Source organism: Paenarthrobacter ilicis, from assembly GCF_016907545.1.
Lineage (GTDB): Bacteria > Actinomycetota > Actinomycetes > Actinomycetales > Micrococcaceae > Arthrobacter > Arthrobacter ilicis.
Window position 1 is genome coordinate 3,328,377 of record NZ_JAFBCD010000001.1, and the last position, 13,631, is coordinate 3,342,007.

A 13,631-nucleotide genomic window follows, 5' to 3' on the forward strand; every position below is an offset into this window, starting at 1 on the left:
GGGATCGAGTGTTCTGACCGGGTCCAATGTCCTTATCGGGTCAGGGCTCATGCGCCGCACACCCACAGCTCAATGTCCTTCAACCCGGCGGCGGGCGTCACCAGGCGAACAGGACGCCGCTCCTGGATGGTGAGTCCCGCCGCAGCCATCTCGTCGGCGATGAGCTGGTTGCTGACAAGGGCAATGTCGCTGGAAAAGGCGGAGGTTCTGTACGTGCCGCCCTCGTTGAAACTGACGTGGATCATGGTCACATGGCGGGCGCCGTTGGCAGCGTCCCGGCTTTCCGAGGTGATCAGGAATGAGTCGTCGCCAAACGGCGAAACTGTCGCGCCGCCGTCGTCAATCACTTCAGGGTGGCTGTCCGCATTCAGGACGGTCAGCAGGAAGCGGCCGTCTTTGGCCAGGCAGGCGCGGACGTTGTGGAACAACTCACGCCGGGCCGGCTGGTCAAGGAGCGTGATGGAACTGGCGCCCAGGACAACGCAACCGTAGCCGGCGTCGAACGCACAGCGGGACATGTCCCCTTCCACAAACTCAACAGCAACACGGCGCGGATTGAACGCCTGGGTTGCCACCTTTGCCTTGAGCAGGTCGAGCATTTCGGGGGAAGAGTCGACGGCGGTCAGCGGACGTCCCAGCGCCAGGAGCGGCCGGGTGATTCGTCCGGAACCGGCCGCCAGTTCAAGGATTGGTCCCTCGGTTTTTCGCGCTGCAGTGAGGATTTCGGGGAGTTCGGTGAGGTCATTCGCCGTGACTTGGTCGTACAGGCGGGAACCAGGGACGCTGTACAGATCCTGGGGTGGATCCAGATGCCCAAGGACGCGCAGGATCGCGTCAGCCGTCTTGTCGGGTGCGGTTTTCATCAGCTCGTTTCTCCAGAAGGGTGATGGTCCGGGAATGCACGCGGGTGGCGGTGGAACCCAGGTCCACCCGCGTGCACTGGTTACGTGGCGGCCAGGCCAACCACGACGCCGGCGATGATGATCACGTCACCGACCCGGATGTACCACGGTGTATCGTCCGGTGTGTCGAGGTTCTCCAGCTCTTCGATGGAGAGTTGCAGGGCGGGGTAAGCGGTCATTGCTTTTCCTTTCATGCTGCTGATGGAACGGCCAAGGATGGGGCTAGGTGATGCTGACGGCGATGAGGCCGATCGCGACTCCCTGCGATACCCCGATGAACCAGTTTTGGAAGTCCGGGGTGTCCAGGGACTCCACCTCCTGGATGGAGAGGTTGAGCTGTTGCTGCATGCGTTTCACCTCCTTTCGCGTACTTGGTTAGCGGGCGGTCACCGATCAGGTAATGCCGACGGCGATTCCCACCAGTGCCAGCCCGGCGGTGATGCCCTTGATCCGTTCGTCCCAGTCATCCGGAACGTCCATGGGCTCCAGTTCCTGGATGCGAAGATCCAAGGCCTTGAGTGCAGCGTTGCTGTTCATGTGCTCACCTCCTCTCCCCTGCCGCTCGTAGAGTGCCCGTTGGGCCTGGCAAGTGTTGTTGGCCCGCAGCGGCGTTGAGGACATGCCTGATCTGGGCTGTGTCCAGTCCGCGCAGCATGGGGAGGCCGCCGCCCCAGTTAGCGATTGCGGCCTCGGTGGTCCCCACCAGGGTTTCCTCGCTGATGGATTGCAGGCCGGTGATGCCCCATCGCCACATGAGCTCGTTGATGCCGTGGGCGGGATCGGGGTCCAACGCAGCATCGGAATGAGTCACCATGGACCAGAGTTCCCGGAGCCGGGCATCGCTCCCCCAGCCGGAGGCGCCATTCTGGATCTCTTCCCAGATGGGGCCGATCACGGAGGCCGTCGCCACCATCTTCCGTGTGCCCGTGATAAACGCGAGCTCGTTGGCCAGGTACCAATGTTTGGCCCCGTAGGGATTACGCCCCACCAGCGCCCAGCCCGTGTGCGTCTCCAGGCTGAGGTGGGCGGCGGACAGCCGGAGTTGCGGGGTGTCTTCCCGCGTCAGACGTTCGCCCAGCGCAACGATTCTTTGCAGCAGCACGTAACCATCGCCGTCGAACATGGTGGCAGTGCTGCCGATCATGGTGCCCGCCACCCTGAGAAACGCCTCCAACAGCCCTTCGAACAGCAGGTGCCGTGGCAGCGTAGCCAAGTGGCCGGCCTCGAGCACCGCAGCGTCACCCGCCAGGTTGCGCGAGACCACCAAGCGGCGTCCGACGGCGGTGTCCAGGCACGCGACGCCGCTGACTTCCGCTCCGGTCCCCACAGTGGACGGCAGGAGGACAGTCTTGGCGCGGTCCAACGGGTTGTTCATGGGAGGGAGGACCAGCAGCCCCGAACGCTTGGCGTGACGCTCGGCGAAAATGGCCAAACTGGGATCCGCGGTGAACAGCGTAGCCAGTTTCACGGCATCCAGAATGGAGCCGCCGCCGAGTGCGACCACGGTACGTAGCCCGTACTCGCGGATGAAACTTCCCACCAGTCGCAGGGTTTCGACGGTCACCGGAGCGGCCGTGAGCTCCAGGACGGGTGCCCCCTTAAGGTCACCGGCCAACAGCTTGCTGCGGTGACCGGGCAGGGCCGCGTCCACCACCAGGCCGGTTTTGCCCCGGGTCAGCCCGCCCACCACCCTGGACGAGCGCCCCTCATCGGTGATGACGCATCGGGTCTTCCAGGTCCGGTCCGCGATCATGCGAACACCCCGTCAAAATGGGCGGTGGTCAGGCCGGTTTTGATGGCGGCCCTGAGCTCCGCGAAGTTTTCCTCCGTGTAGGTCAACGCCGGCAAGAGCTGGATGCGGCCCGGGCCGGGCTGCACCAGGGCGCCCGCCTTGTGGATGCGCTTGACCACCGCCAGTACCCCGTTGGAGGACAGTGGCAGGCCATTGTTGGAGTGGAGCTTGATGCCACGCATGGCACCGCGTCCGGTTGAGTTGCCCACGCCTTTCATGCCCTGGAGATCGACGATGAGGTTGTCCAGGCCCACGGACACTTGCTTGGTGAGCAGCGGGTGGTTCAGCCTGTTCATTTCCGCGATGGTGGAGAGGATGGCGGCGCAGGTGGCCGGTGTTCCCGCTTGGGTTTCGCCGTGCACCAAAACTGATTCGTGCTGATCGAAGGACTTGGTGATTCTGTGGGCCACCAATACTGCCGCGCAGGCGCAGGTTCCGTTGGTCAGGCCTTTGGACGTCACCAGGACGTCCGGTGCCTCTGCCCACTCATCGGAGGCAAACCACCCGTTCACCCGGCCGAATCCTGTGGCTACTTCGTCCGCCACTACAAGGAAGCCGTGTTGCTTCCGGTGCCTCATCAGTTCCTGAAGGAACACGTCCGGGACTGTCTCCGCCCCTGAGCCGAGGACTGGTTCCACCATTACTGCTGCGATGCGGTGGCCTTCGCGTTGGACCAACCGTTCCAGTTCCGCAGCGTTGTCCATGAAGTTGATGTGCCGGATATTGCGCCGGTCCACGCCGTAAACGGCCTGGCCCAGCTCGTCACCGCTGAGTGCTTGGCTGCCGTACGTGAGCCCGTGATAACTGCCTTTGAGGCCCACCATGAGTTTCCGTTCGGGTTCCCCCTCCAGCACGAAGTATTGGCGTGCCAGTTTCATGACGGCGTCATTGGCCGCGCCGCCGGAGGTGGAGAAAATCACACGATGGAATGGGTGGGCCGGCAGGTTCAGCAAGGCCCGCGATGCCTCAATTGCTTTGCGGTGTGCGGCACGAAAGAGCGGCACATAGGACGCCGCTGCCAGTTCGCCTGCAATGGCTTCAGCGATAGCAGTGTTGCCGAACCCAAGGTTGGCATTCCAGAGACCGCTCTTGCCGCAGATCCGCTGCTTTTTGTCCTCGAAGGTCACGTGCACGCCGCTGGCACTGACTGCTGTGTGGGTCTTCACCGGAAAGTCGTGCTGGGTGACCAGCGGTACCCAGAGCGGCAATTGCGTCCTGGGCGTTGGCAGGATGGGTTCAACCGTCATCAGCGGGCACCCACCATATCGATGCCGAGGTCCTGGAAACGGGCATGGACCGCGCGGGCGGATTCTTCGGCGAGGGACAGGGAGACACGAAGGACGGAGGCCACTACCTTTGATGCTGCGTCCACATCACCCAGGTTGGAGATGGCCTCCACGATCGCCGCGGCGTCCGGTCCTATGGTGAATCGCCTGCCTGAGCTGGTGTCCAGGAGGGAATACTCGGTTCCGCGTTTCACGATGAACGGGGCATCGGCTTGGGGCAGGCCTTCATGGAGCGCAGCACCGTAAACGCTGGCACCGAAGCCGATCAATTTGGTGCCGGCTCGGTCCACATGGGGGATGAACTTCCATGCATCCAAAGCGGCCAGATACCTGGGGATCCACGGCTTGGCGGCCAAGGAATCGAAGAGGTCCCAAGGAAAATAGACCCCGGCCACAGCGCTTTCGGGCCGCAGGGCGATGGACCGGATCCGGAGGTCCGTCAAACTGTCCCCCACCCTGCCAATTTTGGTTCCGTAGGGGCCGCTGAGGATGGATCCGTCCCACGTGATGTGGAGCCGCGCCAGATTCAGGTTCCGGACCCCTGACAGCAGGCCGCGCTCAGCCAGCACGGCATTGACCTCGGTGAGCTGCGGGACAAAGTGTCCCGACCGGCAGGCTTCCTCGGCGTCGTCGAAGAACGACTGCCAGTCCTCTTTGGTGGTTATCCGGACCACCGTGACACCCACCAGGTTGACGAACGGGATGGCTACATAGTCCTGGATTTCCAGGCTGAGGCTGCCATCCACCAGGAGTTCCTCTCCGGCTACGTCAAAAGTCCCCACCACCGGGATGATTCCGGTGTCATCCCGGTCGCCGTTGAGCACCAGGACGCGTGATTCCTCATTTGCAAGCGACTTGGCGTACTGGGTGTGCCCCCGGTTCTCCACAAAAATGACATGCCCTGGAATCCGGCCCGGGATGCCGGTGATCCACTGGTCCACGGCGGCGGCAATGCTCTGTTGCTGACTCAGCTTCATTTCCCCAACCCCAATAGTTGTGTTGTCCTGCCGCTGCCCCGGCTGATGATCCGGGATCGCGTTTCGAGTAGGACACTATGGGTGGGTTTTGGTGCCACAGGGCGGAATTAATCAACTAGGTGGTGAAAAGGGCCCCTTTGGGGGAAATTTAGGGGTACCTAGTGGGTTGTGGGAGGGCGTCTAGGTGGTTGACGTCAGCGGCTGAGGCTTGGGAATTCCACAGCCTTGGCCCCCCGGTCCAGTTGCTTCACCTGGTCCGCGGACCACGTCACACCGGCGGGCATCTGCTCCGGCTCGCGCCACGCGTTGTAGACCAGCTCCGAGGGGTGCGCTATTCCGTACGAATGACGGAGTGCCGCTACGCAGCGGTCGGCCAAGGCTTTGTACTCGGAGGTCAACGCCGGCAGTTCAAGCGAAGAAGTCCAGTTTGGTTGAGCTGGTCCCGGCGCCGACCATCCGGCGTCGGCCATTACCTGCTGCTTGGCTTCCGCCACCACGTTCGTACCGGGAGCCTCGGCGTCCAGGACGTCGGACTGGCCAGCGAACTGCACGTACCGCTTGGGGTCTGCGGTGGAAGAAATGATGACGATGACGCGATCGTTGGTACCGCGGAACGCCTCCACCAACCGGTCCCTGTAGTCGCTCCAGGCCGGCGTCTGATGATCTATCCAAGGCGCCGGGATGCGGGTCCTGACCGTGGTGATTTCCAGGTCCGGATCGCTTAGAGAGATGGTCTTTCTGTACTCGCCACGATCAACTTGCTTGAACCCCTCAGCAAGTGACCTCGAGTCTCTGGTCCAAGCCATGACTGGCTCTCCAAGGGATTGGACCTCAAAGGCGAGGCCTCGGTAGGTGCCGTGGTACTTAAGCCTGAAGCACTCGAGGTCCAGCGGATCACCCACGGCGATGAGCTTCACGTACTGGCCGTGCTCATTCCGGGTGAATCCCGGAGTCCGTTCATTGGCCCGGAGTATCCAGCCTTGGCCCCGTCGATCCAGCCGGACCTCGACGCCGCCGTATAGCGCATAGGTTCCTGCCGACAAAGCGCCCGACGGCGGCTGGTTGCCAAGGAGGCTCATGTCACCACTCCGATTCTTGGTCGAGGTCAACGCCTACTGGAGTGTGGACCATCGCGCTGAGGTTTTTGGTTCAGTGTAGGAGACTATCCCGGTTCTGTTTTGGGTGGGTGAGATGCTGGGAGCCCTGGGGTGGCATGTCCAAGCTGCACGGTGGACTCCCGACGATTCACCCGCGGCCGACCCTCATGGTTTTGCTGCCAACGCTGCGAAGCAGGCTTTTGCGGACTCTCCCAGTGCCGGCCAACGTTTGATTGTGGCTAAGTCATTTAGTACTTTATGCCTCCCTTGGGCTGAGGAAGCCCGAATCCCCGGGATCTGGTTGACGCCGCTGCTTAACGACGCACTGGTCCAACGCACGCTCAAGACGTCTTCCAAGAACGACCTGTTCATTGGCGGTTCGCAGGACACACTGTGGGACGGCGGGGGAACGTCTGAGAGGGCGGGGACTTACGTTGAAATTCCGGGAGCCGATCATTCATTGCAGATCCCCGGCGACTGGCGGGCTTGGCAGGAAGCCCAGACAGTTGTTTTCAGTCGCGTTGAGGAGTTCGTCCTGGCGCTCGGCTAGCTGCATCGGCTGCGGATGCCAGGCTCCCGTCACGCTGGTGTGGGCCGTGTTAGCGTCGACCCATGAAAGTGTCCCCCTGGGTCACTTGGCAGCGTTCGCAATTGGTGTGGCGGTAGCGGTAATTGCTTGGGTGACGTATCGGTTCGTTCAGTCTCGTCGCCGGTCCTGGCGATGATATTCAGGACCACGAGGGGAAAAACAGGATGTTCGGTTCGAAGAAGAAGCTCAAGGGTCTGGTGGAGCAGCTCAGGCCCGACTTGAGTCGTGAGTCGCTGGGCGTCGGACCCAACTTCCCTGGAATCGCCCCGAATCCACTCCTAAGCAGTGAAGCTCGGAAGCGCACTGCGGAACTGCGTACTGGGACGCTTGCGCTCGGAGTCCTCGTCGACTGGCGCGAGGTCAACAACAACCCACGCGTCGTCATGATGTTCGATGTGGAGACTGCCGAGGGTATTTCCTTTCGCGGTATCGCGGACGAAAGCCTAACCATCACCGCTCTCACTCGACTCGCCCCAGGACAGACGTTGCCAGTGCGCTACAGGCCAGCCGTCATGGATCATTACGTCGCACTGGCCACGGACGCGGACCCCGCCGATGTTCAGCAGCTCTCTGACGTGATCGCGAGCCGCAAGCGGCCCTGACCCGAAGCTCCTAACTAACCCGAACCGGTTCCTTCACCTCCGTCACCACACTCCTGTTCCGTGCCGACTCCTCGACGGCGGCCAGCACCCGCTGGATTTGGAGCCCGTCATCGAACGACGGCGATGGCTGGCTTCCGTCGCGAACGGCAAGGAGGAAGTCGCGGACCTGGTGCGTGAACGTGTGCTCCCAACCGATGATGTGCCCCTGTGGCCACCACGCCGCAGCGTAAGGATGCTCGGGTTCGTTGACCAGGATCCGCCGGAACCCTTGCTCCCGCACGGGAAGTGTGGCGTCCAGAAAGCCGAGTTCGTTCAGGTTCTCCAGATCAAACGTCAAAGACCCCAACGATCCATAGATTTCTATCTTCAGTGAGTTCTTCTGTCCCGTAGCCACTCGTGACGCTTCTACCGACGCGCTGAAGCCGCCGGTCAGGCCCAAAGTGGCCCACGCGGCGTCGTCGACTGTCACTTTCTCCAGCCCAGCGGCACCGGGGCGCTCGGCCACGAAAGTTCTCAACGTTCCGGTCACCTCAGTAACGGTCTGACCCGTCAGGTATTGGACTTGGTCGATGGCGTGGGAGGCGATGTCGCCGAGCGCCCCGGACCCGGCCGTCTCCTTGCGGAGCCGCCAGCTCATGGAGGCGTCGACGTCGGAAAGCCAGTCCTGCAGGTAGGCGGCACGGACGTGCCGCACGGTTCCGAGACGTCCTTCGGCAATCAGTTCGCGGGCCAATGCGAGTGCAGGGACGCGACGGTAGTTGAAGCCGATCATCGATTGCACGCCCCGGGCGCGCGCCGAAGCAGCAGCGTCCGCCATCAACTCAGCCTCTTCCAGAGTGTTGGCCAGCGGCTTCTCCACGAGCACATGCTTCCCGGCAGCCAGAGCTTCCAGAGCGATCTCCGCGTGCATCCAACCCGGCGCGCAGATATCCACAATGTCGATGTCGTCCCGCGCAATCACGGAACGCCAGTCGGTAGCTGACTCGGCCCAACCGTACTTGGCGGCGGCTTCGGCCACCGCCGAGGCGTCCCGGCCAACCAGCACTTTCTGTTCGAAGGCCGGGACGTCGAAGAAGCTGGCCACGTTCCGCCACGCATTCGAGTGGGCCTTGCCCATGAAGGCGTAGCCAATGGCGGCCACACCCAGCGGACGGCCCGCGGGAGGAAGGGAAGTGCTCATCGTCCTACGCCCCCTCGAACCAGCCCCGCGAAGGGTTGGAAACCTCGGGCGCCTCCCGGAAGACACCAGGCTGCGCCGCCCAGCCAACCCCGTTGGCGATGACCTTCTGGATCTGCGGCTGGTGGTACACGGGGTATTCCTGATCGCCGGGGCTGAAGTAGAAAATCCGGCCCTTGCCGCGGGAGAAGGTCACACCGGAGCGGAACACCTCTCCCCCGGTAAACGAGCTGATGAAGATCAGGTCGTCGGGTTCTGGGATATCGAACAGTTCGCCGTACATTTCCTGCTGCGGAATGACGATCGGGCTCTCAACGCCGGCTGCGATCGGGTGCGACGGCTTGACCGTCCACACCAGCTCGCGTTCGCCCTCATTTCGCCATTTCAGCGAGCATGTAGTGCCCAGCAGCCGGGTGAAGATCTTGGCGAAGTGCCCCGAGTGCAGCACCACCAAGCCCATGCCGCCGAGGACGTGGCGCTGTACGCGCTCCACTACTTCCTCAGCGACTTCCCCATGGGCGATATGCCCCCACCACAGCAGCACGTCGGTCTGCTCCAGGACTTCCTCGGAGAGCCCGTGCTCGGGATCAGCCAAGGTGGCCGTCGTGATTTCGGAGTCTGGGTAGAAGCCGCGCAGTCCGGCGGCAATAGCGCCGTGGATCCCTTCGGGGTACATCTCGCCGATCGTGGCGGGCTCGTTGCGGGCCTCGTGAACGGCCTCGTTCCAGACAACAATCTTCAATTTCGCATCAGACATTTCAGAGCACCACTTCACGTTGTTCGAGGGCGGATTTGTAGCAGGCGTCGAGCACCAGGGCCCGGCTGAGGGCGAGCGAACCGTCGTGGCTTCCCCACACGGTCTCGCCACCGCGGACGGCGGCAATGAAATCGTCGACGACGGCCTGGTGGGCTCGCCCGGGCTCGGCCACCACCTCGAAGTCGGCGTTCTCACCGTCCTTCTCGGTGAAAACATGGACATCCGCGACCGGGTTCTCGGAGGCGCCGACCGAGCGCAAGTCCGCTCCGCCGTCGGTCCCGTAAACGGTGAAGTCCATCAGGTCCCGCTCGTCGCGGTACGTGGCCCAACCAGCTTCCAGGATCAGGGTCCCGCCGCCTTCCAGCCGGATGAACGCGGAGGCGAAGTCTTCCACTTCAAACTTGTGGCTGGAGTTCGACGCCGTGTAGCGGGCGTTGCCGCCGAGGCCGCGCGGGCCGAGTTCGGAATGGGTCGACGCCGAGACGGCCAGCACCTTGGGCTCGCCCAGGAGGTGCAGCGAGTAGTCCAGGACGTGCACGCCGATGTCAGCAAGCGGACCGCCACCGGCGAGTTCCGGGTTGGTGAACCAGCTGCCCAGCATCGGAATGCCTTGGCGCCGGAGCCACGATGCCTTGGCGTAGTACGGGCGACCCAGCGTCCCGGCGTCTATCACTTCCTTGAGCGCCTGGATGTCGCCGCGGCGGCGGTGGTTGAACGCGACGTCCAGGACGCGGCCGGCCTTACGGGCGGCGTCCACCATCTGTTGACCTTCGACGGCGTTGCGCGCCAACGGCTTTTCGCTCAGCACATGCAGTCCCCGCTCGAGCGACGCAATCGCGATGGGTGCGTGCAGGAACGTCGGCACGGCGACGCTGACGGCGTCCAGGCCTTCGAGCTCGATCATGTCCTCCCAGCGGGCGAAGGCGTGGGGAATGCTGTATTCCTCCTTCAGCTGGGCAAGAAGATCAGGTTCCATACCGGCGACGGCGACGATCTCGACGCCGTCGATATTGCTGTACGCCTTGAGGTGCTGCTGGCCGGCCCAACCGATGCCCACAACTCCCACCTTGAGGGTTGTGGACGGGGCCTGCTGCTGAATGCTCACGTTGTTCCTGTTCTTTCTGTTGTTACTAGGTTTGGGGTTAGCCCTTGACGGCGCCGGCCGTCATGCCGGAAACGATGCGCTTCTGGCACACGAGCACCAGGATCACGAGCGGGACAGTGATGATCACCGACGCTGCGCTGATGGTGCCGAGGGGTTGGTCGAACTCGCTGGTGCCGCTGAAGAAGGCAATCGCCACCGGGACGGGACGGGATTCCGGAGAGGTGGTCAGAGTGACGGCCAGGAGGAATTCGTTCCAGACCGAGATGAACACCAGGATCGCCGTGGTCGCCAGGCCGGGAACCGCCAGCGGCAGGATCACCTTGCGGAAGGCGACAAACGGCGTAGCGCCATCCATGTACGCGGATTCCTCCAGCTCACGCGGGATCTCCTTGAAGAACGACGTCAGCGTGTAGATCGCCAGCGGCAACGCAAACGTCAGCTTCGGGATGATGAGGCCGAGCAAGGTGTCGTACAGCCCGATCTCGCGCCAGATGGAGAACATCGGCGCCGCGATGGCGATGGCCGGGAACGTGGTGACCGAGAGGATCAGCGTCAGGATCATCGCCTTGCGGCGCATCTTCAACCGGGCCAGCGCATAGGCGGCGAAGGACGCGAACACCAGCGCCACGGTTGTAGTCACGACGGCGATAATCACCGAGTTGCGCAAGGCCAGGAGGAACTCGGGGTTCTGGAAGACCACCAGATAGTTCTCGAGTGTCGGCTGGCTCGGGAAGAGCTCGCCTTGGGACAGGCTCGCGCCCTTCTTGAGCGAGGTGTTCACCAGCCAGTAGAACGGGATGAGCGAGAAAGCCATGACGGCCACCACGAACACCCACACCAGTGGATGCAGTTTCGATTCCCCACGCAAGCGACGCTTCGGCGCCTTGGGGCGCGTGGCGAGTTCCGCCGTCGGGCGTTCTGCAATCAGCGTGCTCATTGTTCCTCCTTCGCGACGTCGCGGATGTTGCCGCCGGCGAAGCGGACGTAGATGACCGAGACCGCCATGACGGTGAGGAAGGTCAGGATGGACAGCGCCGATCCTTCGCCCACCAGCCGGTTTTCGCGCAGTTGCGTGTAGGCGAGCATGGACATGGATTCGGTGCCGTTGGCACCGCGGGTGAGGACGAACGGCAGGTCGAAGACGCGGAGGGCATCCATGGTGCGGAAGATCGCGGCGAGGACGATTGCCGGGCGCAGGAGCGGCAGGGTGATGTTGACGAAGGTCTGCCATTTGCTGGCGCCGTCGAGTTCCGCGGCCTCGTACGTTTCGGCGGAGATGACCTGCAGGCCGGCCAGGATGATGAGCGCCGCGAAGGGCGTGGTCTTCCAGACGTCGGCCATGACGATCACGGCCATCGCATAGCCGTGCTCACCGAGCCAGACAACGTCGCCGCCCGGCAGCCCCAGCGTGGAGAGGACGTTGGTGACCAGGCCCATGTTGGGCTGGAACATCGTCTGCCAAGTGATGGCGCTTACCACGGTGATGATCGCGTACGGCAGCAGAACCACGGTGCGCAGGACGGCGCGGCCCTTGAACGCGAGGTTCAGCAGGAGCGCCATGGCCGTGCCGAGGACGAGTTCCAAACTGACGGAGAGACCCGCGAAGAGGAAGGTCTGGCCGAACGCCGCCCACCACTCGCTGCTGGTGAGGGCGGTGATGTAGTTTTCCAGTCCGACAAAGCGGGACAGGCCTGCGGTGCGGACGCTGTACTGGTTCAACGAGAGCCAGATCGCGTAGCCGATGGGGACCGCCGCCACCAGCGCCATGATGACCAGCGACGGAGCGGTCATGCGAAACGCGAGCTTGCGTTCGGCGCGGTCGCGACCGCTTGTGCGGCTTGGCGGGATTGTTTTGATGGTCATGACTAGAAGCTCGCCTTGGCGGTGGTGATTTCCTCGGTCATCTTCTGCACGGCTTCCTCGGTGGATGCGGTGCCGGAAAGAACGGCGTAGACGTTCTTGTAGATCGCCTGGGAGATCTGGGGGTAGACCGGGGAGATCGGGCGCGGCTTGGCACCCTTCACCGAGGCGAGGAGTTCCGTGGCGAACGGCATCTTCTGCAGTACCGCAGCGTCAGAGTAGGCAGCTTCGTTGACGGGTGCCTGGGAGTAGTCCATGGCCACGTGCTTCTGCCACTCCGGACTGGTGGCGTAGTCGATGAACGCGACAGCCCCGGCCTGGTTGGTGGAGTGGGCCGAGATCGCGAGGTTCCAGCCGCCCAGCACGCCGGAAGCCTTGCCGCCTTCCCAAGCCGGCAGCGGCGCGACCGCGATGCTTGATGCCAGCGGTGTCGCGTTGAGCAGACGGTACACGTGCGGCCAGTTGCGCTGGTATCCGAAGTCTCCGGACTCGTAGGCGAGGCGGGCCGGGTCTTCGTTGTAAGTCAGGACTGCGCGGTCGGCGGAACCGTTCTTGAGTCCGTCGCTCATGAAGTTGAGGACGTCGCGGGTTTCCTTGGAGTCGATCTTGACGTCGCCCTGCTCGTTGAGCACTTCGCCGCCTGCGCTGTAGAGCATTTCGAGGAAGTTCACCGTGAGGCCCTCGTACTGCTTGCCCTGGTAGACGAAGCCGTTGCCGGGAGCCTTGGCGGCTTCCGCGTAGAGCTGCTGCCAGGACTCGGGCTTGGCTACCTTGTCCTTCTGGTAGTAGATCAATCCCGCGTTGGTGAAGAACGGCGAGGCCCAGTACTTGTCCTGGTACTTGGTGGTTTCCACTGTGGAGGGAATGAGCCGGTCCTTGTTGGCCTCCACCAGCTTGGTCTGGTCCAACAGCCAACCTTGGGAGGCGAACTCGGAGGTCCAGATGACGTCCGTGATGAAGAGGTCACACTCGGTGGACTTGCCTTCGAGCCGCTGCACGATCTGCGTGCGGGCTTCATCCGTGGTGGCGCCGATCTCGGTGTACTTGGCCGTGACCTTGCCGTTTGCCTTGGTGAACGCCTCCGCCGTGCCCTTGTAGATGCCGCTCGCGTCCTTGACGCCGCATATGTTGACGGCACCGCTGGCATTAGCGCCCGACGCCGGATCGGCAGCTGCCGGTAGCTCGGCGCCTTGGGGTGCGGCTCCCCCGCCGCACGCGCTGAGGAGGAGGGCCGCGGCTAGTGCGGTCGCTGCCAGTGCTTTTCGGTTTCGCGGTGATGCGGCGCTGGTCTGGAGCGGGAGAGCAGGTCGGTTCAAGTCCACAAGTGGCTCCTTTGGTGGCTGTGGGCGAGTGGGGTTCAGGACGCGTTTTGGCTGTCCCGCGTACTGAGGGTGGCTTCTTTGCCGGTGGTTCTTGTGATCCATGGAATCGATTCCAAATGTGTTCAAAAGAATCGGCCTTACGGCCGTGGAATCGATTCCAAAGTA

General features: G+C 63.1%; 16 protein-coding genes. 2 read left to right on the forward strand and 14 right to left on the reverse strand.

Translation table 11 applies throughout. The annotated features are described in order from the left end of the window. Nucleotides 1–47: 47 nt before the first annotated feature. From mpaM to JOE60_RS15195, 8 genes are all read right to left on the reverse strand, one after another. A complete protein-coding gene (gene mpaM / locus JOE60_RS15165) occupies nt 48–863 on the reverse strand; it encodes a daptide-type RiPP biosynthesis methyltransferase (protein WP_167267285.1) in 816 nt (271 codons plus the stop codon). Nucleotides 864–943: 80 nt separating this feature from the next. Further along, entirely contained in the window at nt 944–1,081 is a 138-nt protein-coding gene (locus JOE60_RS15170; protein ID WP_167267287.1) for a daptide-type RiPP, read from the reverse strand. 43 nt (nt 1,082–1,124) lie between these two features. After that, nucleotides 1,125–1,250: a daptide-type RiPP gene (locus tag JOE60_RS18505; RefSeq protein WP_275588146.1), complete on the reverse strand. Its 126-nt coding sequence runs from the start codon at nt 1,248–1,250 to the stop codon at nt 1,125–1,127. A 45-nt stretch (nt 1,251–1,295) separates the two neighbouring features. Then, complete coding sequence (locus JOE60_RS15175; protein WP_167267289.1) at nt 1,296–1,439, reverse strand: daptide-type RiPP; 144 nt, start codon at nt 1,437–1,439, stop codon at nt 1,296–1,298. Between the two features lie 4 nt (nt 1,440–1,443). After that, nucleotides 1,444–2,655, reverse strand: coding sequence for a daptide-type RiPP biosynthesis dehydogenase (gene mpaC, locus JOE60_RS15180; protein ID WP_239528878.1), 1,212 nt, complete (start codon nt 2,653–2,655; stop codon nt 1,444–1,446). Further along, a complete protein-coding gene (mpaD, locus tag JOE60_RS15185) occupies nt 2,652–3,941 on the reverse strand; it encodes a daptide-type RiPP biosynthesis aminotransferase (RefSeq protein WP_167267292.1) in 1,290 nt (429 codons plus the stop codon). The genes mpaC and mpaD overlap by 4 nt, the downstream gene beginning before the upstream one ends. After that, nucleotides 3,941–4,957 (reverse strand): daptide biosynthesis RiPP recognition protein, encoded by a 1,017-nt coding sequence (mpaB, locus tag JOE60_RS15190; protein ID WP_167267294.1) that lies wholly within the window; start codon nt 4,955–4,957, stop codon nt 3,941–3,943. The genes mpaD and mpaB overlap by 1 nt, the downstream gene beginning before the upstream one ends. 194 nt (nt 4,958–5,151) lie before the next feature. After that, nucleotides 5,152–6,036, reverse strand: coding sequence for a TY-Chap domain-containing protein (locus JOE60_RS15195; protein ID WP_167267296.1), 885 nt, complete (start codon nt 6,034–6,036; stop codon nt 5,152–5,154). A gap of 253 nt (nt 6,037–6,289) precedes the next feature. Between JOE60_RS15195 and JOE60_RS15200 the strand changes: the two genes are divergently transcribed. Both JOE60_RS15200 and JOE60_RS15205 read left to right on the forward strand, forming a co-directional pair. Further along, complete coding sequence (locus tag JOE60_RS15200) at nt 6,290–6,604, forward strand: hypothetical protein (RefSeq protein ID WP_239528879.1); 315 nt, start codon at nt 6,290–6,292, stop codon at nt 6,602–6,604. A 203-nt stretch (nt 6,605–6,807) separates the two neighbouring features. Beyond that, nucleotides 6,808–7,245 carry a hypothetical protein gene (locus JOE60_RS15205; protein WP_167267299.1) on the forward strand — a complete coding sequence of 146 codons (438 nt, stop codon included), beginning with the start codon at nt 6,808–6,810 and terminating at the stop codon, nt 7,243–7,245. A gap of 10 nt (nt 7,246–7,255) precedes the next feature. Here the strand turns inward: JOE60_RS15205 and JOE60_RS15210 are convergent, their stop codons facing one another. The 6 genes from JOE60_RS15210 to JOE60_RS15235 are packed head-to-tail and all read right to left on the reverse strand — an operon-like array spanning nt 7,256 to nt 13,466. After that, a complete protein-coding gene (locus JOE60_RS15210; protein ID WP_167267301.1) occupies nt 7,256–8,425 on the reverse strand; it encodes a Gfo/Idh/MocA family protein in 1,170 nt (389 codons plus the stop codon). 4 nt (nt 8,426–8,429) lie between these two features. Continuing rightward, complete coding sequence (locus JOE60_RS15215; protein WP_167267303.1) at nt 8,430–9,179, reverse strand: ThuA domain-containing protein; 750 nt, start codon at nt 9,177–9,179, stop codon at nt 8,430–8,432. 1 nt (nt 9,180) lies between these two features. Further along, nucleotides 9,181–10,284 carry a Gfo/Idh/MocA family oxidoreductase gene (locus JOE60_RS15220; protein ID WP_167267305.1) on the reverse strand — a complete coding sequence of 368 codons (1,104 nt, stop codon included), beginning with the start codon at nt 10,282–10,284 and terminating at the stop codon, nt 9,181–9,183. 37 nt (nt 10,285–10,321) lie between these two features. Beyond that, nucleotides 10,322–11,221, reverse strand: coding sequence for a carbohydrate ABC transporter permease (locus JOE60_RS15225; protein ID WP_167267307.1), 900 nt, complete (start codon nt 11,219–11,221; stop codon nt 10,322–10,324). Next, a complete protein-coding gene (locus JOE60_RS15230) occupies nt 11,218–12,147 on the reverse strand; it encodes a carbohydrate ABC transporter permease (RefSeq protein ID WP_167267309.1) in 930 nt (309 codons plus the stop codon). The genes JOE60_RS15225 and JOE60_RS15230 overlap by 4 nt, the downstream gene beginning before the upstream one ends. Nucleotides 12,148–12,149: 2 nt before the next feature. Next, nucleotides 12,150–13,466 carry an extracellular solute-binding protein gene (locus JOE60_RS15235; protein ID WP_167267311.1) on the reverse strand — a complete coding sequence of 439 codons (1,317 nt, stop codon included), beginning with the start codon at nt 13,464–13,466 and terminating at the stop codon, nt 12,150–12,152. Nucleotides 13,467–13,631: the final 165 nt, after the last annotated feature.

Coding starts and splice junctions, on each gene's coding strand:
- mpaM (WP_167267285.1), bottom strand. CDS start 863: ATGAAAACCGCACCCGACAAGACGGCTGACGCGATCCTGCGCGTCCTT.
- JOE60_RS15170 (WP_167267287.1), bottom strand. CDS start 1,081: ATGACCGCTTACCCCGCCCTGCAACTCTCCATCGAAGAGCTGGAGAAC.
- JOE60_RS18505 (WP_275588146.1), bottom strand. CDS start 1,250: ATGCAGCAACAGCTCAACCTCTCCATCCAGGAGGTGGAGTCCCTGGAC.
- JOE60_RS15175 (WP_167267289.1), bottom strand. CDS start 1,439: ATGAACAGCAACGCTGCACTCAAGGCCTTGGATCTTCGCATCCAGGAA.
- mpaC (WP_239528878.1), bottom strand. CDS start 2,655: ATGATCGCGGACCGGACCTGGAAGACCCGATGCGTCATCACCGATGAG.
- mpaD (WP_167267292.1), bottom strand. CDS start 3,941: ATGACGGTTGAACCCATCCTGCCAACGCCCAGGACGCAATTGCCGCTC.
- mpaB (WP_167267294.1), bottom strand. CDS start 4,957: ATGAAGCTGAGTCAGCAACAGAGCATTGCCGCCGCCGTGGACCAGTGG.
- JOE60_RS15195 (WP_167267296.1), bottom strand. CDS start 6,036: ATGAGCCTCCTTGGCAACCAGCCGCCGTCGGGCGCTTTGTCGGCAGGA.
- JOE60_RS15205 (WP_167267299.1), top strand. CDS start 6,808: ATGTTCGGTTCGAAGAAGAAGCTCAAGGGTCTGGTGGAGCAGCTCAGG.
- JOE60_RS15210 (WP_167267301.1), bottom strand. CDS start 8,425: ATGAGCACTTCCCTTCCTCCCGCGGGCCGTCCGCTGGGTGTGGCCGCC.
- JOE60_RS15215 (WP_167267303.1), bottom strand. CDS start 9,179: ATGTCTGATGCGAAATTGAAGATTGTTGTCTGGAACGAGGCCGTTCAC.
- JOE60_RS15225 (WP_167267307.1), bottom strand. CDS start 11,221: ATGAGCACGCTGATTGCAGAACGCCCGACGGCGGAACTCGCCACGCGC.
- JOE60_RS15230 (WP_167267309.1), bottom strand. CDS start 12,147: ATGACCATCAAAACAATCCCGCCAAGCCGCACAAGCGGTCGCGACCGC.